30 protein-coding genes and 1 riboswitch are annotated in these 24,516 nt (G+C 64.5%); of the genes, 11 read left to right on the top strand and 19 right to left on the bottom strand.

What is annotated here, in order from left to right; genetic code table 11:
- The first annotated feature begins 2 nt into the window (after window positions 1-2).
- Window positions 3-431, top strand: a complete 429-nt coding sequence (locus AC1RNQ_RS03545) for an OsmC family protein (protein WP_493168967.1) — start codon at window positions 3-5, stop codon at window positions 429-431.
- A 3-nt stretch (window positions 432-434) separates the two neighbouring features.
- Here the strand turns inward: AC1RNQ_RS03545 and AC1RNQ_RS03540 are convergent, their stop codons facing one another.
- Window positions 435-1,013 carry a hypothetical protein gene (locus AC1RNQ_RS03540; protein ID WP_493168965.1) on the bottom strand — a complete coding sequence of 193 codons (579 nt, stop codon included), beginning with the start codon at window positions 1,011-1,013 and terminating at the stop codon, window positions 435-437.
- Between the two features lie 146 nt (window positions 1,014-1,159).
- Between AC1RNQ_RS03540 and AC1RNQ_RS03535 the strand changes: the two genes are divergently transcribed.
- Together AC1RNQ_RS03535 and AC1RNQ_RS03530 are read left to right on the top strand one after the other, a co-directional pair.
- On the top strand, window positions 1,160-1,708 hold the full coding sequence (locus tag AC1RNQ_RS03535; RefSeq protein ID WP_493168964.1) for a hypothetical protein: 549 nt from the start codon (window positions 1,160-1,162) through the stop codon (window positions 1,706-1,708).
- 96 nt (window positions 1,709-1,804) lie between these two features.
- Window positions 1,805-2,005 carry a hypothetical protein gene (locus AC1RNQ_RS03530; RefSeq protein WP_493168962.1) on the top strand — a complete coding sequence of 67 codons (201 nt, stop codon included), beginning with the start codon at window positions 1,805-1,807 and terminating at the stop codon, window positions 2,003-2,005.
- Window positions 2,006-2,087: 82 nt separating this feature from the next.
- Here the strand turns inward: AC1RNQ_RS03530 and AC1RNQ_RS03525 are convergent, their stop codons facing one another.
- Together AC1RNQ_RS03525 and AC1RNQ_RS03520 are read right to left on the bottom strand one after the other, a co-directional pair.
- Window positions 2,088-3,305 carry an MBL fold metallo-hydrolase gene (locus tag AC1RNQ_RS03525; protein WP_493168961.1) on the bottom strand — a complete coding sequence of 406 codons (1,218 nt, stop codon included), beginning with the start codon at window positions 3,303-3,305 and terminating at the stop codon, window positions 2,088-2,090.
- On the bottom strand, window positions 3,302-3,796 hold the full coding sequence (locus AC1RNQ_RS03520) for a nuclear transport factor 2 family protein (RefSeq protein WP_493168959.1): 495 nt from the start codon (window positions 3,794-3,796) through the stop codon (window positions 3,302-3,304). The genes AC1RNQ_RS03525 and AC1RNQ_RS03520 overlap by 4 nt, the downstream gene beginning before the upstream one ends.
- Before the next feature lie 103 nt (window positions 3,797-3,899).
- Between AC1RNQ_RS03520 and AC1RNQ_RS03515 the strand changes: the two genes are divergently transcribed.
- From AC1RNQ_RS03515 to AC1RNQ_RS03500, 4 genes are all read left to right on the top strand, one after another.
- Entirely contained in the window at window positions 3,900-4,676 is a 777-nt protein-coding gene (locus AC1RNQ_RS03515; RefSeq protein ID WP_493168957.1) for a hypothetical protein, read from the top strand.
- A gap of 120 nt (window positions 4,677-4,796) precedes the next feature.
- Window positions 4,797-5,363: a peptidoglycan recognition protein family protein gene (locus tag AC1RNQ_RS03510; RefSeq protein WP_493168955.1), complete on the top strand. Its 567-nt coding sequence runs from the start codon at window positions 4,797-4,799 to the stop codon at window positions 5,361-5,363.
- 21 nt (window positions 5,364-5,384) lie between these two features.
- Window positions 5,385-5,738 carry a hypothetical protein gene (locus AC1RNQ_RS03505; protein WP_493168953.1) on the top strand — a complete coding sequence of 118 codons (354 nt, stop codon included), beginning with the start codon at window positions 5,385-5,387 and terminating at the stop codon, window positions 5,736-5,738.
- 111 nt (window positions 5,739-5,849) lie between these two features.
- Window positions 5,850-6,713 (top strand): arylamine N-acetyltransferase family protein, encoded by an 864-nt coding sequence (locus AC1RNQ_RS03500; RefSeq protein WP_493168951.1) that lies wholly within the window; start codon window positions 5,850-5,852, stop codon window positions 6,711-6,713.
- 135 nt (window positions 6,714-6,848) lie between these two features.
- On the opposite strand, the gene AC1RNQ_RS03495 is transcribed toward AC1RNQ_RS03500, so the two are convergent.
- Complete coding sequence (locus tag AC1RNQ_RS03495; protein WP_493168949.1) at window positions 6,849-7,169, bottom strand: hypothetical protein; 321 nt, start codon at window positions 7,167-7,169, stop codon at window positions 6,849-6,851.
- A gap of 178 nt (window positions 7,170-7,347) precedes the next feature.
- Between AC1RNQ_RS03495 and AC1RNQ_RS03490 the strand changes: the two genes are divergently transcribed.
- Entirely contained in the window at window positions 7,348-8,136 is a 789-nt protein-coding gene (locus AC1RNQ_RS03490; RefSeq protein WP_493168947.1) for a matrixin family metalloprotease, read from the top strand.
- Window positions 8,137-8,188: 52 nt separating this feature from the next.
- Here AC1RNQ_RS03490 and AC1RNQ_RS03485 read toward each other — a convergent pair whose 3' ends face one another.
- From AC1RNQ_RS03485 to AC1RNQ_RS03425, 13 genes are all read right to left on the bottom strand, one after another.
- Window positions 8,189-8,998 carry a ThuA domain-containing protein gene (locus AC1RNQ_RS03485; RefSeq protein ID WP_493168945.1) on the bottom strand — a complete coding sequence of 270 codons (810 nt, stop codon included), beginning with the start codon at window positions 8,996-8,998 and terminating at the stop codon, window positions 8,189-8,191.
- Window positions 8,995-9,438: a nuclear transport factor 2 family protein gene (locus tag AC1RNQ_RS03480; protein ID WP_493168943.1), complete on the bottom strand. Its 444-nt coding sequence runs from the start codon at window positions 9,436-9,438 to the stop codon at window positions 8,995-8,997. Before AC1RNQ_RS03480 ends, AC1RNQ_RS03485 begins: the two co-directional genes overlap by 4 nt.
- A gap of 125 nt (window positions 9,439-9,563) precedes the next feature.
- Window positions 9,564-10,004 carry an NAD(+)--rifampin ADP-ribosyltransferase gene (gene arr, locus AC1RNQ_RS03475; RefSeq protein ID WP_493168942.1) on the bottom strand — a complete coding sequence of 147 codons (441 nt, stop codon included), beginning with the start codon at window positions 10,002-10,004 and terminating at the stop codon, window positions 9,564-9,566.
- A 60-nt stretch (window positions 10,005-10,064) separates the two neighbouring features.
- On the bottom strand, window positions 10,065-10,526 hold the full coding sequence (locus tag AC1RNQ_RS03470; protein ID WP_493168941.1) for a hypothetical protein: 462 nt from the start codon (window positions 10,524-10,526) through the stop codon (window positions 10,065-10,067).
- Between the two features lie 13 nt (window positions 10,527-10,539).
- Entirely contained in the window at window positions 10,540-10,755 is a 216-nt protein-coding gene (locus AC1RNQ_RS03465; RefSeq protein ID WP_493168939.1) for a hypothetical protein, read from the bottom strand.
- Window positions 10,756-11,054: 299 nt separating this feature from the next.
- Window positions 11,055-11,363, bottom strand: a complete 309-nt coding sequence (locus tag AC1RNQ_RS03460; protein WP_493168938.1) for a hypothetical protein — start codon at window positions 11,361-11,363, stop codon at window positions 11,055-11,057.
- 225 nt (window positions 11,364-11,588) lie between these two features.
- Window positions 11,589-12,464 carry a MerR family transcriptional regulator gene (locus AC1RNQ_RS03455; RefSeq protein ID WP_493168937.1) on the bottom strand — a complete coding sequence of 292 codons (876 nt, stop codon included), beginning with the start codon at window positions 12,462-12,464 and terminating at the stop codon, window positions 11,589-11,591.
- A gap of 205 nt (window positions 12,465-12,669) precedes the next feature.
- Window positions 12,670-12,939, bottom strand: coding sequence for a hypothetical protein (locus AC1RNQ_RS03450; protein WP_493168935.1), 270 nt, complete (start codon window positions 12,937-12,939; stop codon window positions 12,670-12,672).
- Window positions 12,940-13,052: 113 nt separating this feature from the next.
- Window positions 13,053-13,736, bottom strand: a complete 684-nt coding sequence (locus tag AC1RNQ_RS03445) for a hypothetical protein (protein ID WP_493168934.1) — start codon at window positions 13,734-13,736, stop codon at window positions 13,053-13,055.
- A 106-nt stretch (window positions 13,737-13,842) separates the two neighbouring features.
- Window positions 13,843-14,358: a hypothetical protein gene (locus AC1RNQ_RS03440; RefSeq protein ID WP_493168933.1), complete on the bottom strand. Its 516-nt coding sequence runs from the start codon at window positions 14,356-14,358 to the stop codon at window positions 13,843-13,845.
- 86 nt (window positions 14,359-14,444) lie between these two features.
- Window positions 14,445-15,035 carry a GNAT family N-acetyltransferase gene (locus AC1RNQ_RS03435; protein WP_493168931.1) on the bottom strand — a complete coding sequence of 197 codons (591 nt, stop codon included), beginning with the start codon at window positions 15,033-15,035 and terminating at the stop codon, window positions 14,445-14,447.
- Window positions 15,036-15,121: 86 nt separating this feature from the next.
- Window positions 15,122-16,066, bottom strand: coding sequence for a hypothetical protein (locus AC1RNQ_RS03430; protein ID WP_493168929.1), 945 nt, complete (start codon window positions 16,064-16,066; stop codon window positions 15,122-15,124).
- A gap of 98 nt (window positions 16,067-16,164) precedes the next feature.
- A complete protein-coding gene (locus AC1RNQ_RS03425) occupies window positions 16,165-16,677 on the bottom strand; it encodes a 2'-5' RNA ligase family protein (RefSeq protein ID WP_493168927.1) in 513 nt (170 codons plus the stop codon).
- 825 nt (window positions 16,678-17,502) lie between these two features.
- Here AC1RNQ_RS03425 and AC1RNQ_RS03420 point away from each other — a divergent pair.
- The gene (locus AC1RNQ_RS03420) at window positions 17,503-18,372 is read left to right on the top strand and encodes a retron St85 family effector protein (protein WP_493168925.1); all 870 of its coding nucleotides are present in this window, start codon (window positions 17,503-17,505) and stop codon (window positions 18,370-18,372) included.
- Window positions 18,373-18,547: 175 nt separating this feature from the next.
- Complete coding sequence (locus AC1RNQ_RS03415) at window positions 18,548-19,462, top strand: reverse transcriptase domain-containing protein (RefSeq protein WP_493168923.1); 915 nt, start codon at window positions 18,548-18,550, stop codon at window positions 19,460-19,462.
- Between the two features lie 6 nt (window positions 19,463-19,468).
- Here the strand turns inward: AC1RNQ_RS03415 and thiC are convergent, their stop codons facing one another.
- Window positions 19,469-21,373 carry a phosphomethylpyrimidine synthase ThiC gene (thiC, locus tag AC1RNQ_RS03410; protein WP_493168922.1) on the bottom strand — a complete coding sequence of 635 codons (1,905 nt, stop codon included), beginning with the start codon at window positions 21,371-21,373 and terminating at the stop codon, window positions 19,469-19,471.
- Window positions 21,374-21,434: 61 nt separating this feature from the next.
- Window positions 21,435-21,545: riboswitch (TPP riboswitch) on the bottom strand.
- A 175-nt stretch (window positions 21,546-21,720) separates the two neighbouring features.
- Here thiC and AC1RNQ_RS03405 point away from each other — a divergent pair.
- Window positions 21,721-24,027: a TonB-dependent receptor gene (locus AC1RNQ_RS03405; protein ID WP_493168920.1), complete on the top strand. Its 2,307-nt coding sequence runs from the start codon at window positions 21,721-21,723 to the stop codon at window positions 24,025-24,027.
- Here AC1RNQ_RS03405 and AC1RNQ_RS03400 read toward each other — a convergent pair.
- A complete protein-coding gene (locus AC1RNQ_RS03400; RefSeq protein WP_493168919.1) occupies window positions 23,997-24,464 on the bottom strand; it encodes a cupin domain-containing protein in 468 nt (155 codons plus the stop codon). The two genes, AC1RNQ_RS03405 and AC1RNQ_RS03400, sit on opposite strands and share 31 nt — an antisense overlap.
- Between the last annotated feature and the right edge of the window lie 52 nt (window positions 24,465-24,516).

The raw sequence follows: 24,516 nt of genomic DNA, 5'->3' as shown, positions 1-24,516 counted from the left end.
CCATGACCGTCAATCGCGCTTCCGCCCGCTACGAAGGCTTCGGCAAGGCGGGCAAGGGATCGATCACCACCAAGTCGGGGGTGCTCGACAAGCAGCCCTATGGTTTCGGCACGCGGTTCGAGGGGCAGCCGGGGACCAACCCCGAGGAGCTGATCGCCGCGGCGCACGCCGCCTGTTTCACCATGGCTTTGTCCTTCGGGCTGGCGCGCGCGGGCTATAGCGGCAACACGCTCGAAACCACCGCCGCGGTGACGCTCGACCAGGTCGAGGGCGGGTTCGAGATTTCGAGCTCGGCGCTGACTTTGGTCGCCAAGGTGCCGGGGATCGGCGCCGAGGAATTCGCGGCGATCGCGAAGGAGGCCGAGATGAATTGCCCGGTGTCGAAGCTGCTCGATTGCGAGATCACGCTCGAACATAGCCTGGAGAATTAGGGCTCAGGCGGCGCGCCGGATCGGGGGCAGTTCGTCGGCCATGAAGTCGAACAGCCCCTGCGCCGGCGGCGGCAGCATCCAGCTTTGCAGGACGCGGTGGCGCCGGTGGCCGATATGGCTTTCGACGAGCACCAGATTGTGCGGGGTCCAGGTCCAGGCGAGCGGCACCGGGTCGAAATCGCACGCGCCATAGCCGAGCGTGATATGCGGGCGCAGGCCCGACTTGCGGTGCAGCGGTTCGATGTCCTGCGCCGCGAGGCGGAGGGCGATGGTCTCGTACAGCGCGCGGATCGCGCCGATGCCGCCGGTGGTGACCAGTTCGGCGCCGGCGCCCCGCGCTACGATCCGGCCGAAGGGGATCGCGGCGGCGGTGGGCAGGCCGGCGTCCAGCGCGGCGGCGACGCGCTGGCGCAGGAAGGGGTGCGGCAGCATCGTCTCGGCGATGGTGCAGAGCGTCAGATGATAGAGATGCGGCTTGAGGTGCGCGAACATGTCGCCCGTGGGCGGCAGGCGGCGCGCGAGCCAGCCGGCGCGGTCGGCGGCGACCTGGAAGCCCAGGAAATAGCGAAACAACGGCTCCATCACTACTTCTCCGAATCGGATGATGTTCCTATTATGTTCTGCATGGCGACAAGAGTCGAATCGCGACGAGGATGGCAACGGCGCATCGACTTGCGAGCCCTCCGGCGCTAAGGATGACAACGGTTACCGTTGACGGGAGAAGGACGATGCGGTCGACGATCGGGATGATGGCAGGACTGTTGCTCGCAGGGTGCGGCGGGGTCGGGGCCGGCAAGGATGCCGGTGAAGGTGCGGCCGAAAAGGCGGTGCTCGCCAAGGGGCCCGAGGCAGAGGTCGACGCGGTCGCCGCCGCCGACCTGCCCGCCGGGGTGCGCGCGGCGGTGCTGGCGCGCGTGCCTGACATGAAAATCGCCGAGGCCGAGCGCAAGGCGCGCGATGGCATGGTCTTCTACGACGTCGAGGGTACGCGCGGCGACGGCAGCGCGGTCGAGCTCGACCTGATCGAGGAAGCAGGGGCGTATCGCGTGGTCGAGATGCAGCGCGACATCGCCTGGGCCGACGCGCCCGCGCCGGTGCAGGCGGCCGCAAAGGCGGCGCCCGACGCCTTCGTGCCGGTGCGGGTGATCGAAAGCCTGCAGGAGGACGGCATGGTCATCTACGAGCTGTTCGCGCCCGGTCGGCCCGACGAGCCCGCCGCCGAGGTCGACTGGAAGGACGGCAAGGCCGCGCTCCGCGGCAAGCGCAACGCCTATTGAGCGCGTCGCCCGGCGCGGCGATTTGGCGCAACCATCCTATACAGGCGGCGGCATGACGCCAGACTTCCGCGGTCCTTCGGTGGTGGGAGACGGCGGATGTTCGAAACGAAACTGGAAGTGCCGATGGCAGGCGACGGCGCGGCGGCGGATGCGGACGCGGCGCCGCTGAAGGCGCCCGAACGCGCGGGCAATGCGGTGTGTCCGCATTGCACCTATGTCAATTATTGCGACTGGGATTCGGGCCACACCGGCTCGTGCCATTGCAGCAACGGCCATTATTGGGGCTATGGCTGCTGAACGCGGGGCATAAGGGGGACCGGCTCCGGCGGCGGCGTGGATGGCGCCGCCGGGGCCGGGTTATTCCAGGCCTGCGGCCCTTTCACTCTTCCGGCGCGCATGGCGGCACGCGAAAGCGCTGGGCCGGATCGCCGTCCTGCGTCGCGCACTGCGGTTTCTGCGCCGCGGTCTTCCATGCCACGTCGGGCCACCAGCGCCGCGGCGGCGGTGCCGCGCCGGGGTCGAAGGACTCGCCCGGGCGGGGGATCGCGACGACGATCCCGGTGCAGCGCGCCGCGGCGAGGATGCGCTCGCCGGGTTCGGTCCAGCCGTGCGGGGCGAGGGTGAACAACGCCCAATGGATCGGCACCAGCGTCTTGCCGCGCACGAGCCGGTGCGCCTCGACCGCGAGTTCGGGGCCGAGGTGATTGTCGGGCCAGGCGGGATCATATTGGCCGGCGTCGAGCAGGGTCGCGTCGAACGGCCCCAGCCGCGCGCCGATCTCGGCGAACTCGGGCATGAAGCCGGTGTCGCCCGAATACCAGACGCGGTGCTCGGGACCGGTCAGCGCATAGCCTACCCACAAGGTGCGATTGCTCTGGGTGCCGAGCCGGCCCGAGGCGTGGCGCGCCGGGGTCGCGGTGATCGTCAGCGGACCGATGCGGTGGCTGTCCCACCAGTCGAGTTCGACGATCCGGTCGACATCGACCCCCCAATAGGCCAGGTGCGCGCCGATGCCGAGCGGGACCACGAAGGTCGTGCCGCGCGCGTCCAGCGCGCGCACCGTGCCCTCGTCGAGATGGTCGTAATGGTCGTGCGAAATCACCACCGCGTCGATCGGCGGCAGGTCGGCGAGCGCGACGAGCGGGGCGTACCAGCGCCCCGGCCCGGCCCAGCCGACCGGCCCCGCGGTCTCGCCCCACATCGGGTCGGTGAGGATGCGCGCGCCGTCGATTTCGACGAGCGCCGTCGAATGGCCGAACCAGGTGATGCGCAGCCCGCCGGCGGGCGGCTCGGCGAAGGCCGCGGCGGCGGGCCGGATCGCGGGTACCGGCGCGTCGGGTTCGGGCTGGGTGACCGCCGAACCGCCGAGCAGATTGCCATAGGCGGCGGCGCGGTCGACCCAGCCCCCGCGACGATTGGCGAAAGCGCCGTCCCGCCATTGCGGCGAGCGCTCGAGCTTCGCGAGGCGCGCGCCCGACGGGGTTTCGCCGAAGGCGGTCCATCCGGCGATCACGAGCCACAGCGCCGCCGCGGCCAGAAGGATCAGCAGCAGCGCGATGGTTCGCCAGAGCAGGCGGCCGAGGCGGCGCGCCCTCACTCGGTTGCCGCGCGCGGTGGCACGCGCGTCACCTGGATATGCACCGCCTGCCAGCTTCCGCTGCGGCGGCGGAAGATGTCGGTGAAGCGGATGCGGACCGCGAAGGGCTTGCCCGCCGAGCGGCCCGACAGCACCGCCTCGGCGCTCGCGAGCCCGGCACCCGGCCCGAGCGGGACGACGACGCGGTCGGCGAGCGTCACGGGGTCGTAATCGTCGTCGGCGCCGGTCCAGCCGGCGATGAAATCGCGCTTGCCGAGGCGTCGGCCGTCGCCGTCGATGAAGACGAGGTCGTCGGCGACCATCGCCTCGAGCGCGGCGGCGTCCTGCGCGATCTGCGCGGCGTCGAAGGCGTCGGCGAAAGCGGTGAGGTCGGCGACATCGTCGGCGCGTGCAGGCGCTGCGAATATCGTGAGGGCGGCGCCTAGTGTGAGGGCGATGGCGCGGAAGCTGTGCATACGGGTCGTCCCTCCTGTTCCTTGGCCGATGGTCATAGCATGGCGCCGCCGCGCGGCAATCGGCCGCACTGGCGGTGGTTGTCAGCGCCCGGCTTTTGCGACACGGTGCCCGCGACGGATGGGGCGCAAGGGACGGGCGATGAGTGATTCCAAATATCGGATACGTTATGATCTGGGCGGACAGGGCACCCCTGCTCCCGCGCCGGCGGCCGACGCGCCGCTGATCGAGTTCCTCTGCAATCCCGAACTCGCCGGCAAGATCCCGGTGCCCGAGCGCGCGATCCGTTTCGCCCCCGACTGGTTCAAACGGCTGAACCGCGAGATGGGCATGACCTATGAGAATGGCCTGCCCGCGATGACCGCCAAGGCCTGCCTGCCGATGACCGACGCCTTTTCGCTGGGCTTCGTCGTCCCGCTGCCCTTCGACGTGCTGATCGACGTGCCCGAGGACCGGGTGTCGATCCGGATGGGCTGGGCCGAGGGCGTCCTCTTCCAGCCGGTCGAGCAGCATCATCCGGCGCAGATCGGGGCGCCCGCGCCGCCGTTCGAGAAGGTGATGCCGCTGAAATTCATCAACCCGTGGCGGATCAAGGTGCCTGACGGCTATTCGGTGCTGTTCGTCCAGCCGCTGAGCCGCCCCGACCTGCCCTTCACCTGTTTCTCGGGCTTCGTCGATTGCGACCGCTTCGACACCACGGTCAACTTTCCCTTCGCCTGGACCGGGCCGGTCGGCGAGCATGTGCTGCCCGCGGGGACGCCGATCGCGCAGCTGATCCCGATCCGCCGCGACACGCTGATCAAGCAGGACCGCGCGCGCGGATCGACCGACGCGGAGCTCGCCGAGCAGGCGGCGGCGCAGGGCAAGAAATATGGCGAGGAATCGACCTATATGCGCGAGTGGCGGGTGAAGAAATAAAGCCGGCCGGCGTCTGCGAGCGCAAGCGGCACCAATAATCGTCGGCGTGACGGGCGTCACGCGCTCCATCCGTCCCGAACTCCTATCCCCATCTTCGGATGGCCAGAGGGAGTATCGGACATGGCGAACAGAAGCCTGCTGGGGCAAAGCCTCAACCTCAAGATCGACCATATCCCCGACGGCCGGCCCAATCGGCCCGGGACGCCGATGCAGCCGCAATTCATCACGGTCCACAACACCGACAATCCGCGCGCCGGCGCCGATGCCGAAGCGCATGCGCGTTTCGTCAAGCTGACCGGCCATTATGTGCACAAGGGCACGAAGCGCTGGATATCGTGGCATTATACGGTCGATGACGACAGCTGCATTCGCCACCTGCCGCTTAATGAGGTGGGCTGGCATGCGGGGTCCGCCGGGGGCAATGCGACCAGCATCGGCATCGAAATCTGCATGAACGAAGGCATCGACCAGGCGGCGGCGTTCGACCGGGCCGCGCGGCTGATCGCGTGTCTGTGCTTCGACTTGCAGCTCGACCCCAAGGAGGCGGTGGTGCCGCACAAGCATTGGTCGGGCAAGCTGTGCCCCAGCCTTTTGCTCGACGACGGCAAGCTCGGCGGCCGTTGGGGCGCGTTTGTCGACGAAATCGGGCGCCATCTGGACGGCATCGAGGACCCCGACGGGGTCTGACGCGAAGGAAAGGAGTTTTCAATGGCTGACACCCTCTATTCGGACTCGCTGGTCGAGGTCCTTTCGGAAAAGAAGGAAGATCTTGCGGCGGCGGGGGACACCGTGTCCGTCGAGAAGATATTGAAGGACGTCAAAAGGGAGGCGGCCGAGCGAACGCCGCGGCCGCTCGAATCCGACCGTTTGGTCTATCGGATCACGGTCAGCGTCCTGGGGCTGGCGGTGCTGTTCGTCGCCTATGCGCAGTTCGACATCGCGAGCGCAGCGATCAGCACCAAGGGCGATCCGTCGATTCCCGAAGGGTTGATCGCGCTCGGGTCGGCAGCCATCGGAGCGCTGGCGGGATTGCTGGCGCCCGCGCCGGCACCCGCGCGCTGATTGCGGGCATGACGGCGGGGAGGCGGGGGGCTTCCGGCGGTGAACAATCGCGCGCTTGATCTCGACTGCGGTTGAGCTTTCATAAGGCACGCCGATGATTCGCAACCGGAGATGATGCCCATGCCCGCCGCCACCGCCTTCGCCCCGCCCGACACGGCGCCCGTCGACCTGCCCGCCTATCTGGCGCGGATCGGATATGCCGGGCCGCTGGTCCCGACGCTCGAGGTGCTGACCGCGCTGCAGGCCGCGCATGTCGCGGCGATCCCGTTCGAGGCGATCGACGTGCTCGTCGGCGAGGGGGTCGATCTCGATCCCGCGGCGATCGACGCCAAGCTGATCGGCGCGCGGCGTGGCGGCTATTGTTTCGAGCAGAACGGGCTGTTCCTGCGCGTGCTGACCGCGATCGGCTTCGAGGCCGCAGGGCTGATCGCGCGGGTGCGCTGGATGCTGCCCGACGATGCGCCGCCGACGCCGCGCACGCACCAGCTGACGCGGGTGACGATTGGTGGCGCGGCGTGGCTGGTCGATGTCGGGTTCGGGTCGGCGGTGCCGGCGGCGCCGCTCAAGCTTGGCGTCGAAGGCGCGCAGGCGACCGCGCACGAACCCTGCCGCATCGTCGATGCCGACGGTGGCTGGCGGGTCGAGGCCGGGATCGAGGGCGGCTGGATGCCGCTTTATGTCGTCGATCCGGTGCCCGCGGCGCCGATCGATTATGAAGTCGGCAACTGGTATACGTCGCAGCACCCCGCCTCGCATTTCCGCCACCAGCTGATCGCGGCGCACACGACCGCCGACGCGCGCCATGCGCTGCGCGACAACCGGCTGACGATCCGCCGTCGCGATGGAGCGGTCGATCAGCGCTATCTGGCCGCCGACGAGATCGAGGATGTGCTGACATCGACTTTCGGGCTGGCGGTGCGGCCGTACTGGCGCCGCGCGATCGAGCGCGCGGCGGTGGTCGAGGTCGCCGCCTAGGCCGAGGATCGCGAAGCCAGACCCCGGCCGTGCGTTTGCGAAGGCGCGTGGACATTGATCCGGCTGGGCCCGGGCGGCAGCCTGGGGCCGCATTCCGCAAGACGAAATGCGGCCCGGCAGACCCGGGCGGATCGTCTAGCGGCAGTTGATGATCCAGTTGTTGCCGCTGCAATTGACGGTCCACGACTGTCCCAAATCGCAGGTGCACCAGATGCGCTGGTTGCCGACGTCCTTGTAGAAAAAATACCATTGGCCGCCGCAACACATTTGCGAATAGCAGCGTCCGTTGACCGTGACCTTCCTAACGTGCCCCGATGACGAACATGCGTCGAGCGTTTTCATTCCCAGGTCGTTCTGCGTCACTGCATGCACATCCGGGTCCGGAGCGGCCGTGGTCTTTTCGGCCATTCCCCGATCCTCGACCTCAAGTTCGAAGCCTTCCATGGTCAGTTTCATCATATCCTCCTCTCGATATAGGGAGCCGTGGGGGCCCCTGCGGAGAGATTCCGCGCCTTACCTTCATCAAGATTGCGAAAGGTTGCGCGTGACGGAGATCACGCGTGGCCGGTGGCAGAAGCGGCTAGCCGGAATGCGGACCTGACAGACAGGCCGGCTTGCAGCAGGAGGATTCACGATGGTTTCGCATTCCACGTTCGACTTCGTCGCAGCGATCGACGCCGAACAGGGCGACCAATCGGACGCGATCGGATCGGTACGGCAATATCTTGAGCGTTTCGGCTATATGCGGTCTGCGGCCGGGGAAAATGCGGTGTTCAAGAGTTTCGACGATTCGACCGAGCGGGCGCTCCGGCTTTATCAGGGTTTCAACGGATTGCCCGTGACCGGTCGGATCGACGCGGCGACAATAGCCGAGATGTCCAAGCCCCGATGCGGTTTTCCCGATTTCCCCGACCTCGCATCTTATGAAATCGATGGTCGAAAGTGGGACCATACCGACCTGACCTACCGGTTGGTCAACGTGTCGCCCGACGTGACCGAGGCCGAGGCCGATGCTTCGATCCGTTTCGCGCTCGACCTGTGGGAAAAGGCTTCGACGTTGACCTTTACGCGGGTCGACGGCGCAGCCGATATCGAGATCAGCTTTGCGGCCGGGAATCATGGCGACGAGTCGAGCTTCGATGGCCCGGGCCGCGTTCTTGCCCATGCCTTTTTCCCGCCTCCCAACGGCGGGCCGCTGGCTGGCGACGCCCACTTCGACGAAGCCGAGACCTGGTCGGTCGCCTTGCCGGTGCCCGGTGGGCGGTTCGATCTGCATACGGTTGCGGCGCACGAGTTCGGGCACTCGATAGGGCTCCGTCACAGCTCGGTCCAAGGCGCGCTGATGTTTCCCAGCTATTCGGGGCCGCATCGCCACCTGCATGCGGATGATGTCGCGGGGGTCCGTTCGCTCTATGGAGCATGAGCGCTCCGGCTGAACCCGCCCGCCAACATGCCGGCGCGACGGCAAGGGGTATTTAGCCGCAGCCCGCCCCCTCCGCGCGCGCCGCCCAGCCGATCGCGCCGTCGAGCAGCTTCAGATGCGCGGGGTCGCTCCACGCTTCGGCGCGGTGGCCGAGCGCCGAGTAGAAGATGCGCGCGCGGCCTTCGCAGCGCCACCAGATCAGCGCATGCTCGCCCATCCGCAATTTGGGTTCGAGGCGCATCTTCGCCTCGTCGAGGCGGACGAGGATATGCGCGTCGGGGGCGGGCCGGGCATCCCAGCTGTAATATTCGTCGGTCCAGCGCCACGCGGCGGGGAGATGCGCGGTCGCGGGGTGGCTGCGGTCGGCGACGGCGAGGTCGGTCGCCTGAAACTGGTCGGCGCCGCCCGGGTGGCCGGTGAACTGGCCGTTGCCGCGCAGTTTGACGAACCAGCCGGGATGGCTGCCGTCACCGGCGCTGTGGAGGCCGACGAAGCCGCCGCCGCGCGCGATGAACGCCTGAAAGGCCGCGCGCTGCTCGGGGGTAGTGATGTCGCCGCTGGCGTTGGCGAAGACGATGACGTCGAATTTGGCGAGGCTGTCGGGATTGAACACCGCGGCATTTTCGGTCGCGAAACTGCCCCAGCCGCGCGCCTTCGCGAGGCGCTCGATCGCCGGCACCGCCTCGGCGATGCTGTCGTGGCGATAGCCGTTGGTCTTGCTGACGATCAGCACCGCGGGGCGCGCGAGGTCGGGGACCTCGGGCGCGACATGGTCGAGCGTCGGCGCCGGGCGGCGCGGGTCGGGGACGGCGGCGGGCGTCTGGAGCGCGAGCAGCAGCGCGGCGGCGAACGCGGCCTTCATCGGGCGGTCTCGCGCGGTTTCATGTGCCACATCGCGTTGACGATGACCCAGCGCGCGCCGAATTTACCCATGTGGAAATAGTCGACGAACCACGGCGTTTCGACCCGGACCGCCGCCGCGTCGCCCGCGACGTCGAGGATGCGGCACGAACGGTTCCACTCGGCGCGCGGGGTCTTGAGCGCGCCGCGCTTCGTCAGGTCGACGAGTTCCTCGCGGCTCATGCGCTGCAGCCCGAGCCGCTCGTCGGGGGTGTCGCCGAGCACGCGGCGTTTCGCGAGATCGGGGTGGAGCGCGCGCTTCACCCGCTCGGGATCGCCCTCGAGCTGGCCGTCGACATAATCCAGGCAGGTCGCCTCGATCGCGGCGAGGTCGGCGGGGGATGCTGCGGGGGCGGGGGTCGCGGTCGCGGCGGCGAGGGTAAGCAGGGTCGTCAGCATCATATCTCCCTTTGAAGGCGTCATTCCCGCGGAGGCGCGAATCCCGCTTTTCCTTTTCGGCGCCAAGGCGCCATGGCAAGGGGGCAAATAGCGGGACCCCCGCCTCCGCGGGGTGACGCGGCGCGCGTTCAGTCGATGATCGGCGCCCCCTCGGCCTGCAGCCTTGCGAGATTGGCCTTCATCGCCGCGAGCACCTCGGGCGGATGGGGGGGCCAGCTTTCGACCTCGCCGGTGACGCGCAGCGGGAAGCGCGAGCGGTAGCTGCGCGTCGGGTTGCCGGGGAATTTCTTGTCGGTGAGATTGGGGTCGTCGAACCAGTCGCCGGTTGGCTCGACGATATAGATGCGCTCGCGGGCGTCGCCGGCGGCAAGCTCGCAGCCCCAGATCGCCGATTCGAGCGCGGCGGAGAAATAGATCCACGAGAGCGGGTTTTCGGTGCCGTAATTGCTCGTCCAGCCTGCGGCGAGCAGGTCGCCGACGGCGAGGTCGGCGCGGGTGCCGTGGTAGAAGGTCGCGCCGGCGTCGGGGCCGGTGGCGGCGACGGAGGCGGGGGCGGGGATGTCGGTCATCGTCGGGACGCTCCTCTGATTCGGTTGCGCAATATTGTTCCAAAGGTCACGAAAGTCACGCTACGTCCCCCCTGACTTGTCTCCTTTTGCCGTCGGCTCGCCATCCTCGCCCGACGGCGCTTCGGCGCTGCCGGCGGCGGCGTGGCGCGCCAACTCGGCCTCGACGTGGCGTGCGAATTCGCCCTTGGCCAGCGCGCCCGAATCGATCCCCTGCGCCTTCAGCCGCTGCATCACCGCGATCCCGGCGAGGATCCATGCGTCGGTTTCCTCCTCGGTCGGGCGCCGGCGCTTTGCGGCCGCGCGCTCGACGAGCGCGACCTCTTCGTCGGTCAGCCACTCGGTCGCATCCTCCTCGCGCTCGCGGTCGACCATCATGCCGGCTTTCGTGTCCCGCGCATCCTCGGCGACATGGTTCGTCCAGCGGCCGAGCGCGATCGCCGGCGCGTCGGGGCGGCGGCGCGGTTCGCGGCGGTCGCGCCATTTGCCATAGGTGTCGGGATCGCGATAGCGCAGCAGGAACATCGTCAGCCGCTCGTCATAATAGCGCCGCTCGCCGACCTGTTCGCCCTGGAAAAAGGACCGGGCGCGCGACGCCGTTCAGCGCGCGACTGAAAGCCGCGTCGGACAGGCGGCGGATCGCATGGTCCAGCGCGGCGTCCCACGCGGCGCGAAAGCTGTAGGCATCGGGGCGGCGTCCCACGCGGTACGCGGTCGACGGCGCCTGGCCGACGCGCGCGCACGCCTCGGTCACGCAGCCGCTTTCGGCCAGCGCGTCGATGAAGGCGACCTGCTTGTCGGGGGTCCAGCCGTCGTAGCGTTCGCGCGGCGACGCGGAGACGAAGTCGGGGAGCGAGCCGATCAGGCGGCTGTCGTCGGGCGGCGCGCGGCGCGGCTTGATGATGCGGACGGGATTGCGCGGCGTCCGCGTGGCGCGGCCGGCGGCGGGGCGAGGGGGGGTTTTTCCTGCTTCATCCGAGATGATGAACCAGACGGGAATTTATTAGGAAAGGCTTTTTTGCGGGTGGGCGTGCGAAAGTGGATTTGCGGCGGTTATTCGACGTCGTCGGACGGGTCGAGCCGCACCGTCCACATCGGCTGTCCCTCGGGCGACAGCGCGATGTCGTGCGAGGGCACCATGTCCGCCCCGGTCTCGATCCACCCGCGCCCGTCGCATTTGGGGCAGGGCACGCGGATCGAGCGGTGGCTGACGAGGTCGATCTGGCTGTTCCACTGGCCATGGCCCGCGCAGACCGGGCAGCGTGCGTCGAGGTCGCCGGTGCGGTGGCGGGGGGAGATGCCGTCGAGGGCGTGGGGGTCGGTGGGGCCGGTGCAGTGGATGACGTTCGAGGGGTGGGACATGGGGGTGGAGGATAGGTGGTGGGGTGGGGGTTGGCAATGCGGGGTTGGAATCCGGAACGGTTCGCAATTACTTGTCCGATTTGGAACGGAAGATAATTCGAACCGGGCGCGCGGGGAGTCGGTAACGGGGACTGTCCGGTGGGCACCTTACCGCCCATATGATGGCTGGCAGATAACGTGCTATTCCGACGACAATCGATCCTATCACTACAAGGGTCATGTCAATCATGCGCCTGTCGCCCCCCTTTTTTTGATCTGCTCTCTAGCGAGCATCGCTGTGTAGGCGCGCTCTTCTTTCTTAGCTTCGAGATCAATTTTCCAAACGCGGCGAATTATTCGACCAGCTGCTATGAAGATCGCGGTTTCGCTGTCAGGCATGTTTGAAAAGCTTTCGCTTGGCTCAGTTTGCGACGCTATTTTCCAAAAACCCTCGCTGTCTTGCCAAGCTAGCCATCCAACATTCCCTGTATCAATAGAAAACATCTCAACAGCAATATCTTCAAATACTTTGACAAGAAAAATTTCTTCTACAGAAAGTGTACAAGCAAAAGATATTATCCTTTCACCAGGATCTTTGTCGCTCCAAGTTCTATAAATGTCTTCATACAAATCAGACTCATTTTTCGCATCTTCAGAATATAAGTTCTTAAAATTTCCATTTTCGTCATCAATATATTTATGAAATCGAACCGTTTCTCCCGAGCGAAACCGATGTATTTGACTGGCCAAGTTGGCTGCCGCCGACATGCTGTAGGGATGCAATTTTACGCCGCTGCAAAGATCTATGGCGGCGTGAAAAATGTCCGCAAGTGATCGTAAGGACGCAAGCTTTAAGCCGTAAGGCTGTAGGCTGCCGAGGATGGCGGCGACGGTTACCTCGAATGGAGAAAATCGCCGATGAGACCCCTTGCCTTGTCCACCTTCAAGGGAACGGAGGACATCGTTCTTGAGCCAGAAAGAGAGTACGCCATCGCTCACACCTGACAGCTCGGCCAACTGACCTCGCGTGAAGGTAACTGCTTTTTGCCATCCTAAATCCATCAAAGCCTGATAAAGGATCAAAAGACCTTTGTAAAGTTCAAAGGGCTTTATTAGGATCAATGGGCTTCTGGCTCCATCAATGGCGACCGAGGGTATGACTTGCTATCGGACTCCTTCCGGTCGAACCAGTATCGAGTGCAGCCTCGGTGGATCATCCAAGCTTTCAGCATGCCGGAGTCGGCATAGCTAATGCGACGCTCAATAGGGGGCGGATTGCACGTCGATCGAATTGAGTGTGAAATAGAGCCGTCGATATCGACGACGACTATCTGAAACGATTGCGGAATTCGTCTATTGTTTCTTCAAAGCGGGTAAAGCCCTCTCGCTTCATTTCCTCGGCAAATTTCGTGCTTCGATCTGTACCAATAATAGCTGACCAGTAATAGCTCATCATCCCGATAGCATCTCGCTTCCTAAATCGGATAATAGTGAGGCGAACACCCTGCTTTAGGCGAGCAGAAGCGCTTTGCGACGAAAGGATAGGGTCAAAGACATTCTCATGTAAGAAGGCCATGATCTCGTCTTCTTTCGACATTGACCGTCCCTTCCGATGCAGGGTTTGCAGTGGCTAATGCGCCAGTTCCCAATCCTAATTGGTTTGCTTGCGTTTCATCCTTTATAAGCGCGGTCTTGGACTGCGCAACGCCCTCACCGCCGTCTCCAAGCCACCCGCACCGCGTACAGACAAAACCCCCCGAAGGCGAAGAGCAGCAGGCTGCTGATCAGCCAGCTCGTCCAGCGCCAGGCGAGCTCGCCCCAGCCCCAGACGAGGCCGACGTGGCGCGCTTCGCCTTCGGCCGAGAGGATGCGGACCGCGGGGAGCTCGCCGCTGCGATCGGTGGCGAGGCGGCGTTCGATGCGGTTCGACGCGTCGTCCCGCGCGCGTGACCGCGCGATATAGGCGTCGAGCTCGGCGGCCTCGCGACGCTTCTGTTCGGCCGTCGCCGCCTTCCATTTGGCCATCGCCTCTTCGTAGCCGAGCCCGGCATAAGGGTCGCTGCCCTCGCCGTCCGGCTTGCCGGTTTGGTCGGGAAGGCGCGCGGGGGCCGCGGCGGCGGGCTGGGCCTCGGCGAGGTCGATGACGCAGGCATATTCGGTCAGGCCGATGCCGCGGCTCGAGTTCGAGCCCGCACGCTCGCGCGTGCAATCGACAGCGGTGGCCTCGAGCTTGCCGCCGTCGGTCCCGGCGCCGAAAGCGGCGCGCGTGTCGTCGACGATCCCCCAGCCATTGGGGAGGGTGAGCCGGTAGATCGGGAAGCCGGTGCAGACCAGCCCGGCGGGGAGCAGCAGGAACAGCGCGATCGCGCGCGCGATGCGGATCCGCAGCGGCATCAGCGCGGCGCCCCCGGCGCGCGCGGCGGCGTCGGGGGGGCGGTACGCTCAGCCATGCCCGCGCGCTGCGGAACGGTGGCGGCAAGGGGCGGCGATCATGGCAGCTTCACTCCCGGTCGGGCCGTTCGCGGTCGAACCAATATTGCTTGTCGCCCAGTATCGCGCGCAGGCGCGGCGGGTCGCCCAGCGCTTCGGCGTGCGGCAGGCGCGCGAGCTTGTGCGAGGCATAATAGCCGTCGAATTCCACATCGGTCGAATCGAGCGTCCAGTAGGAGCCGTCGAGATAGACGACGATGTCGCCGACCGCGAAGCGGTCCAGCGTTTCGGCCATCTCCCCGGCCCACTCCGCGATATCCTCCTCGGTCACGGTGGTCAGGCCGAGCCGCGCGACTTCGCGGCGGCCGAGTTCGACGAGCGGGATGTCGGTTTCGCGGACCTCGGCGAAGACGAATGACTTGCTGCATTTCGAGCAGGCGATCATCCAGCCGCAGCCGCACCAGGGGCAGTCGAGCTGGCCGGTCGACATCGCGGGCTCGCCTTCGCAGCGGCAGAAGGAGAGGATGTCGTCGTTCGCCTTGAAGAGGAATTTCTGCTTCGTCTGTGCCTGTTCGTGCACTGGCATCGCCGTTCCCTTCATTCTCGCCGTGGCAATGGCCGCGTCCCGGGATCGATCTGATCACCCAATGCTTCGCGGTGCAAGCGTTCGATTCAGCCGCATTCGCGCCGTCCCGGGCGGAGCATCGGCGTCAGGACCGGCGAAGTTTCGGTCCGGATCTCGCCGATGATTTCGAAGCCGAAGCGCCGGTAGAGCGATATGTTGCGCGGGTTCGAGCTTTCGAGATAGGCGGGGCGGCCGTCGGCGTCGATGCGCGCGATCGCCGCTTCCATCAGCGCGGTGCCGAGGCCGCGGCCGCGATATGCGGGATCGGCGGCGATCAGCGGCAGATACCAGTGTGGCGCGTTGAGGTGGAATTTGTCCATCTGCTCGAAGAGCGCGTTCATCTCGCTTTTCCGGCTGGCCGGCGTCTGATCGTCCATGATCGCGGCCATCCGCGCGCCGTCGGGTTCGACGCCCGGCGGCAGCCAGGTCGCGACCGCCGCCCCGTCGTCGGCGACGAACGCCGTCTCATGGTCGAACGCTGCGCCGCCGAAGGCGCCGAAAAACTCGTGCCGGCGATCGAGATAGGTCGCAGCCTCGGGCGAGGCCCAGCGCGCCACCGGATCGCCGGCAAAGCCGAGCACCAGCGTGTGGAGCAATCGCGCCCGGTCCGCGGGCTTGCCGATCGTGATCTTCGCCATGGCTGTGCTTCCTTTCTCGCAGGGGGCACCCCGAAATGGCCGTGGCCGGCGAAAAGTTGCGGTGGCGAGGAGTTTCGGGCCCGGACTTATCGCGCGGCCACGCCTTGTGCCTCTGCCTTCTCCTCCTTCGCGATCCGGAAGGCCTGCGCATTCCGCGCTGCACCGGTCAGGCGCTTGATCTCGGCGGCATCGCTTTCGGCCTCGGCGGACTTCTCGAGCGCCTCGGCGAGGTTCTTCTCGCGCTTTTCGAGCTGTTTGGTCCATTTGCTCTCGTCGGTCTTCGCCTCGCGAAGCGCCTGCGCGAGGCGGCCGTTCTTCGGATTGGCGAACGCGGCGCTTTCGGCCGACGCCCGTTTGGCGCTTGCGGCGGCGAGTTTGGTCTTGCCCTCGTCGACGCTCTTCCCCGCGCTTTCGCGCCAATTCTTGGTCGAGGTCAGGCGATGCTCGATCACGTCGCCGGGCTTCACGCAATATTGTGCGATCGGTTCGACCGCCTCGTCGGCGGCGGATAGCGTGAGCTCGCGCAGCTTCCACGCCTTTTTCGAGCGCGCGAAGAAGCCGGTATAGACCCCCGCGACCCGGCCGTCGGCGCCGAGCACCGCCCATTGGCCGAGCGCGGTCGCGCCCGAACCGCCGCGATAGAAGCGCAGCGGATCGCCCTCGAGGACATGGCCCGCGGTGGCGAGCGGATCGGACTGGCGGTCGATGTCGAGCTGCCCGGCGGTGGCGCCGCCGCCCTGCCACTTGCTCTTCTTGTCGAGATGGAAGGCCACGCTCTTGGGCGTGCCGCCCTGCGCGGCGGCGAAATAGGCCTGCATGGCGGCGAGCGACGGCGCGCGCGCCTCGGCGATCTTGGGATCGGCCATCGGGGTGCCGGTCATGCACGGGCTGACGCCGCCGCCATAGCCCATCGTCGCGAGAATATAGAGATTGGGGTCGAGGTGCGGCATATATTGCGCGGCGGCGGGCGCCGCCTGCAGCGCGGCGGCGGCCGTCAGCGCGCCCGCGATGACCTTGAAAGTCCGGCCCATTTTTTCCTCCCCGCGGTTTCGTTCGGCGATGCGATCACCGCGGGAAACCTTATCAGTTTCGGCCTGTTCGGATAGCTTGAAATTTTGTGGGGGTATCGTCAGGCCGCGTCGGCGCGGAGCGCCCAGCGGCCGTGCTCGATATGGGTGGTCTTGCCGACGACGCTTTCCATCAGGATGATTTCGTGCACCGTCCAGCCGATCGGCGGCATCTTCTGGGCATTGAGGCGGTCGCCGCGATAGTTGATCGTGATGTGCGGTTCGGGCGTGGTGCCGTCCATGATCGGCGCCTTTTCGCGCAGCAGATGGTTCACCAGCGCCTTCTGGAACGCCCGCGCCTCGGCCAGCGGCTCGCGCGTGCGCAAGGTCACCGCCTTGCGGTTCTCGATCCGGTCGAAGCGGAGCGGGAAGGGGGCCGCGGCGAAGCCGTCCAGCGCGGCGATGGTCGCGGGCAGCCACGCGGGCGGCGCATAGTGGAGATCGTAGAGCGAGATCAAAGTGACGTGGAGGAGGTGGGGGCCGCGTCCGGGGTCGTTGCGCGGTAGCGCGGTAATTTGCGCCTGCACCTCGGGCGGCGGCTTGGCCATGACATAGAGGGGGTTCCGGGCGCGCATGGGTGGGAGTGTAGCATGGAGTGGGAGCGGGGACGACGGGTGGCCGATCGAGGCCGCGGATTCCCGGGATGCGAGAAGCCGTCTCCGCCTCCAAAGTTCAGGAAAGTTCAGCCCAATGGCGATCCCCTGCCGGGCCGCGGAAGGTCTCGAAGTTCACGCGCCCCTCCGCTGTGCGGCCCGGGTCACACAGGCGGTCTCGGCGAGCGCTTCGATGAAGTCCATCTGGCGGCCGGGCGTCCATCCGTCGTGCCGCCGGCGCAGCGGCACGGGGACATGGTCGGGGACCGCGGCGCACGACCTGGCGCGGCCGGCGGCGGGGCGAGGGGGATTTTTCCTGCTTCATCCGACAGGGTGAACCAGATGGGAATTTATTAGGAAAGGAGTTTTTTGGGCGGGGCGTGCGAAATAGGATTTGCGGGGGCTATTCGACAGCGCCGGAGGGGGTCTCATCATACAGTGAGTTTGGGGGTTATTGCACCTGTCACCGTAATTGGTCACCGTAATTGGGGCAGCCATTCGGGCGGGGCATGGTGGAGGTCGTAGAGCGAGATGAGCGTGACATGGAGCAGCTCGGGGCCGCGCCCGGGGCGTTGCGCGGCAGCGCTGCGATCGCAGCCTCCACCTCCGGCGGCGGCTTGGCCATGACGTAGAGGGGGTTGCGGGCGCGCATGGGTGGGAGTGTAGCATGGCATGAGAGTGAGGCGAGTGGCGTACGCTGTCGCGCTTGGAATTGCGGATTCAGTAAATAGTCACCGCACTCCGTGCCCACTGATCCTGATGCACCGACTTCTTGCTATGGTTTCGCCAATAAGCCATTTGTCAAACATGATCATCGGGCCGAATCTTCTTAAAGTGAGCGCTTTGAAGCGCCCGACAAGAATCTTTCTTTGTGGGCCAGGAATTGGTGCGGTGAATTTTCAGATCCGGGAGTTCGCCAAGACGAGCCTAACGAATGTTGGCGCGATTGAAGTAGTGTATGGTGAAGATATAGAAAAAATTTCTTCCTTCAAAAGGAAGAAAAAAGATTTGCAGACTCTCGAACTCGATTTTGCGCATTCTGTCGACTACACTTTTCTAATACTTGAATCTCCCGGATCGATAGCAGAGCTGGGTACGTTCAGTATGGTTGAGAACATTCGAGGCAGATTGGTTGTATTGGTCCCAAGTCAGTTCTATAGAGATCAAAGTTATATTGCTCGCGGACCCTTGAGCCTAATTTCCGGACAGTTCCAGTCAAATATTATATATTTTGATAGGAAGTTAGATAAGAATCTTCACGATAGAATTCTTTTTCCTTTAACATTCTATAAGTACGCAAACTATAGGATGGGTTGGAAATATGTTCACCATATAAATAGCGCATATCGTGAGCGTGGGTACAAACGTAATTCTTACGAAGATTTTATTAATCCAGTTCGTGACGAATTTGCTGATGCTGCAACATATGCCGGAATTTTGATACTGGGGAATCCCACCTTTCCGGAACTTGTGTCGTCGACATCAATGTCACCTAGCCAGACGTCCGAAGCTCTTCGTCGGCTTTTTCAGGCGGGCAAAATTATGAAGGGGGCCGGCGGTCGATATGATGCGCTTATGGGATTTGCAGACCCTATCTTGGAACCTTTTAGTACAACTCGTTTGAGTGAGGCTCGCGCGAAGTACATTGCATCTCTTGACAGTCGCATGGTCAGCTAGCAGTCTCGATATGCGTTCCTAGCATATCCCGAGAGGGAGGCATGGCGCATCGCCATGAGCACGTAAAGTACGTAGAGTCCTGATTTAATAGTAACCCAAAAGAAAATTTTTCTTTCGTGCCACTATTAAATCATCGAATGAGAGCTGAAGTAGGGGCGTAGTGCTGCGGTGAGAAATGTCAGCGGTTGAAGAAGTTTCTGAAGCGCTGGGATTTGCGCCGCAGCATATTTATGCTCTCGTCGCGACGGCCGAAAGTCAGTATTTTACAATTTCGATCCCGAAGAATGGCGATCCTGAGAGTTTTCGGCAGCTAGATATTCCGACAAGTGCCCTGAAGGGTGTCCAAAAGCAAATCTTGAAGGCAGTGCTCCGAGACGTAGAAGTCCATGAGAGCGCGTATGCTTACGTTCGTTCTAGAGATATCGTCTCCGCAGCTCGTCGCTTGTGCGGGAATTATTCTTTGTTGAAGATCGATATAGCAGACTTCTTCCCAAGCATAACATCTCGACGGATTTTCGGGGTGTTTAAATCGATTGGATACAGTGACAGTATAAGCTATATTCTGACAACGCTATGCACTTATAAAGGAAGTATTCCTCAAGGTGCACCAACAAGTCCTGCACTTTCGAATATAATTTTCAGAAAATTGGATGCAAGGCTAGAAAAATTGGCTCAAAGCTGGGCTTTGGAATATACAAGATATTCCGATGACATGTTTTTTTGCCACGATAGAAATTTCAACCACCCCAAATTTCTTGAATTAGTTGTAGGCCAGATAGAGTCTTCTGGATTCTCGATCAATGCCGCCAAGACACGCTTCTATCCGCGTGGCGCGCCGAGGAAAACGTTAGGTTTGTTGACGCACGGCTCCAGCCCGGCGCTGCCCGGTCCAGTAAGGCGAAAAATCCGAGTGGCGTTTCACAAAGGGTCAAGGAACATTGGGTGGGGGCAAGAAAACATAGAGTTCCTTAGGGGAATTCTTGAGTGGTACAAATGTGTATATGGTAGAGATTCTAGATATTTTGAGTATAGAGCCGTTGTGGACACTATTGAACGGGTGAAGCTGCATATATCTTATCAAAGCGTCTAAGCGTTATCAATCATGCTCCCGGCCACCGGCGCCCATATACAGCTCGCGCCCGGTTTCCTCATAAACCTCGCTCATCTGCGCCATGCCCTTCTCCGCCTCTTCGGCAGCGATGAAGCCGGCACTGTCCTGATTTTGCAGCTTCGCGAACTCGCGCACTTCCTGGCTGATCTTCATCGAGCAGAATTTGGGGCCGCACATGCTGCAGAAATGCGCGGTCTTGGCGCCTTCGGCCGGGAGCGTCTGGTCGTGGTACTGCTCGGCGGTGTCGGGGTCGAGCGACAGGTTGAACTGGTCGCGCCAGCGGAATTCGAAGCGCGCTTTCGATAGCGCGTCGTCGCGGACTTTCGCCGCGGGGTGGCCCTTGGCGAGGTCGGCGGCGTGGGCGGCGAGCTTGTAGGTGACGACGCCGACCTTGACGTCGTCGCGGTCGGGGAGGCCGAGATGCTCCTTGGGCGTCACGTAGCAAAGCATCGCGGTGCCGTACCAGCCGATCATCGCGGCGCCGATACCGCTGGTGATATGGTCGTAGCCGGGCGCGATGTCGGTGGTGAGCGGCCCCAAGGTGTAGAAGGGTGCCTCGCCGCACGCTTCGAGCTGCTTGTCCATATTCTCCTTGATCTTGTGCATCGGGACGTGGCCGGGGCCCTCGATCATCACCTGCACATCCTGCTCCCACGCGCGCTTGGTGAGCTCGCCGAGCGTGTAGAGCTCGGCGAATTGCGCCTCGTCGTTGGCGTCGGCGATGCTGCCGGGGCGCAGGCCGTCGCCGAGGCTGTAGGCGATGTCATAGGCCTTCATGATCTCGGTGATCTCGTCGAAGCGTTCGTAGAGGAACGATTCCTTGTGATGCGCGAGGCACCATTTCGCCATGATGCTGCCGCCGCGGCTGACGATGCCGGTGACGCGCTTCGCGGCGAGCGGAACGTAGGGCAGGCGCACGCCCGCATGGATGGTGAAATAGTCGACGCCCTGTTCGGCCTGCTCGATCAGCGTGTCGCGGAAGATGTCCCAGCTGAGCTCCTCGGCGATGCCGCCGACTTTTTCGAGCGCCTGATAGATGGGGACGGTGCCGATCGGGACGGGCGAGTTGCGCAGGATCCATTCGCGCGTGTCGTGGATATTGCGGCCGGTCGACAGGTCCATGACGGTGTCGGCGCCCCAGCGGATCGACCAGACCATCTTGTCGACCTCGGACGCGACGTCGGACGCGACCGCGCTGTTGCCGATATTGGCGTTGATCTTGACCAGGAAATTGCGGCCGATCGCCATCGGCTCGCTCTCGGGATGGTTGATGTTGTTGGGGATGATCGCGCGGCCTCTTGCCACTTCATCGCGAACAAATTCGGGGGTGACGTAATCGGGGATGCTGGCGCCCCAGTCCTGCCCGTCGCGGACATATTCGGCGAGGCGTTCGCGGCCGAGATTTTCGCGGGTCGCGACATATTCCATCTCGGGCGTGATGATGCCGCGGCGGGCATAGTGCATCTGGCTGACGTTCGCGCCGGGTTTGGCGCGCAGCACGGTCTTGCGGACGTTGGGGAAGGCGGGGACGCCGCCGCTGCGGTCGGGGCCGAGCTGGCCGTTGTCCTCGGGGCGGACCTCGCGCTGAGTGACCTCCTCGACATCGCCGCGTGCGCGAATCCAGCTCGCGCGGAGTTCGGGGAGGCCCTGCGCGATGTCGATGCTCGCATTGGGGTCGGTGTAGGGGCCCGAGGTGTCGTAGACGCGGACGCTGGGCTCGCCCGAATGCGGGTCGAGGTCGATCTCGCGCATCGCGACGCGGATGCCGCTGCCGGTGGGCGAGGCGATGTGGACCTTGCGGCTGCCGCGGATCGCGCCGGTGGTGACCCCGATGGGGGTGGCTTGGCGCCCAACGCTCTTCAGGTCGAGGCGGGAATCGATGTCGGCCATGTGCAGTCGCTCCGTTCTTGTTGCCGGAGCGAAAGACGGTTTTCACGCCCCTGTTTCGCTTAGGGGTGAAGCCGGCCCTCCCTCCGCCCGAGTTACCGGGATCAGGTTCGACGGGTCGCGGGCTGTTCCGCTCTCAACCTGCTGCTTCACACAGGCTCCCCGGGGATGGCGGAAGATTAGGCGGCGAGGGCGCTAAAGTCACCCGGCAAATTTCGTTGCACTGCAACAATCGCGCGCACGATCGTCATCATTTTGCCGCCCCTGCGTCATCTCGGTGTCGCCGGAGCCGGCCAAAGGGGCGCGGCATAGTCTGCACCTATCCCTGAAAAACAAAAAAGGTCTCTCCCATGGCTCGCTCTACCCGTGCTTTTGCCGCGCTTGTGCTTTGCGCGATTTCGACTCCCGCGCTGGCGCAGGCCGACGCCGCGCCCGTCGCCGACGGCGACATCCGGGAGGGCGAGGACATCGTCGTCACCGCGCAGAAGATCGAGCAGCGGGCGATCGACGTGCCGATCACCATTTCGGCGACGAGCGGCGCGCAGTTGCGGGGCCTGGGGGTCAGCGATCTCGACGAACTGTCGAACTATGTTCCGGGTCTGAACATCCAGGAGCAGAGCGCCAACAACCCCGGCATCGTCATCCGCGGCATTACCTCGGACAGCGGGTCGGCGCAGCAGGCGGCGCGCGTCACACTCTATTACAATGGCACCGACATCTCGCGCTCGCGCGGTTCGTACCAGGCGATTTACGACGTCGACCGGATCGAGGTGATCAAGGGTCCGCAGGCGACGCTGTTCGGCACCGCGTCGGCGGTCGGCGCGATCAGCATCATTTCGGCTCGGCCGAAGCCCGGTTTCTCGGGCGAGGTCAATGCGAGCTATGGCAATTATGACGCGACGGTGCTGGGCGGCTTCGTCAACCTCGGGTCGGACAAAATCGCCGGGCGCGTCGCATTCGAATGGAAAAAGCGCGACGGCTATGTCGACAATCTCGCCGCCGGGCAGGAGGATCTCTATGCGCAGGACCAGTTGGGGGTGCGTGGATCGCTGCGCTTCGCACCGACCAGCGATTTCACCGCCGACCTGATCCTGACTTATGACCGCCAGCGGCACAGCGGCACGCCGTTCATTTCGGGCACCTATCCGACGGCATCGGGGCCGGCGAACCCGTTCGGCGATGCCGCGCTGGGCGGCTCGCCGCTTTCCGAAGCTGTTCTGGGCAAAGCGAAGCTCGGGCTGACGCGCGATGTCTATGATGCCAATCTGACCTTGGCGTGGGACGTTGCCGACGATTGGACGATCACGATGATCAACAGCTATCGCGATTTCGATTCGCTGGAGATTTTCGACGCCGACGGCAGCGCCGCCTGGTATCTCGAATTCGCCGAGGACGCGAAGGGGCACCAGTATAACCATGAGACGCGCTTTTCGTACAACAGCGACCGGTTCCGCGGCTCGTTCGGCTGGAACGCCTTCCTCGAAAGCGGGTCGCAGGTCGTGCCCTTTTCGAGCGAGGAAGGCATTTTCCTGCAATGCGCGGCGCGGCTGATCCCGAACCTGCCGTGCATCGCGCCCGACGGGACGGTGAGCGCGGCGCAGGCGACCGCGATCCTGACCGGCGGGGCGTTCACCCAGCTTCCCTATCGGTCGACCTTCGGCAATATCGGCAAGAACCAGAGCTATTCGGTGTTCGCCGACGGCACATGGATTCCGACCAAGGCGCTCGAAGTGACCGCGGGCGTGCGCGCGCTGATCGAAAAGCGCCGCTCGGGCTATTTTGCGGTGGTGCCGCGCTCGCGGATCACCGGCGGCGCGTCGTTGATCCCGGGGCAGGTCGATACTGGCGGGCAGACATTTTACAGCGAGGACAGTTTCAAGGCCTTCCTGCCGCGCTTCAATGTCCTCTATCGTTTTTCGGACGGATTCAACGGCTTTGCGACGGTATCGAAGGGCCGACGGTCGCCGACGGTCAACCTCAACGCACGCGCTACGCCGACCGGGCCGGTGGCGAACGTCAGCGACATCGCGTCGGAAAATGTCTGGAACTACGAAGTCGGTTTAAAGGCTTCGACCGGCGGTTTTTCGGGGTCGATCGGTGTCTACTACCAGAAATATGACAATTTCCAGGTGTCAGTGACCCAGTCGAACGGCCAGACGATCACCCAGAGCGCCGGGACCGCGAGCAACCTGGGGGTCGAGGCCGAGGCCGCCTATGCCTTTACCGACTGGTTCCGCCTGTTCGGCAATGTCGCCTATATCGACGGCGGCATCGACGACAAGGCGGCGAACGGCGTGTTCGCGGGCGACCGGTTCCGCCTCCAGCCCGAATGGCAGGCGGCGGCGGGCTTCACGATCAACGCCGACCTCGGCGGCGGGATGCGTTTGTTCGCGACCCCGACGGTGACCTATCGCAGCAAGATCTTTTTCGAAGTGCCCAACCGCGCGCTGATCAGCCAGGATGCGGTGACCCTGGTCAACGCGCGCGCCGGGGTGAGCTTTGCCGACGACAGGTTCGAGATCGCCGGCTTCGTGCGCAACGCGACCGACGAGGATTATCTGCTCGACGCCGGCAACACCGGCGGCGCGTTCGGCATCCCGACCTTCATTCCCGCCGAGCCGCGTTTTTACGGTGTGCAGGTGCTCGGGCGCTTCTGATCCGGAGCTTCGCCGCCGGGCGCCCAGCCCGCTGGGGCGAGGGTGAAACCCGCGAAGTCGAAGCCGGGGACGACGAGGCAGCTGACCAGCGCCCAGCCCTCGGCGGCGTGCGCGGCCTGCCAGTGGTGCGCGGGGATGCGGAACTGCGGGGCTTCGCCGGCGAGGATGTCGGGGCCGAGGCGGTGGCGGGCGGGCGCATCGGCGTCGGTCGCGGCGAGCGACAGCGCGAGCGGCGACCCCGCGTGCCAGAGCCAGAACTCCTCGGCGTCGACCTTGTGCCAGTGCGAGCGCTGCCCGGCCTCGAGCAGGAAATGGATCGCGGTGCCGCCGGCGCGGCCGTCCGCGCCGGGCGGGCCGCGCCAGGTCTCGCGGTACCAGCCGCCCTCGGGATGCGGGGCGAGGCCGAGGCGGTCGATCAGGGCGCGGGGGTCGGTCATGACGCATCCTAGGCGCGGCTGGACTCGTCCGGCAAGCATGGCATAGTCACCC

The organism is Sphingopyxis sp. GW821-FHT12F08, from assembly GCF_058806755.1.
Note: the sequence above shows the minus strand (reverse complement) of the source record. Positions and strands in the feature narration are given on the sequence as shown.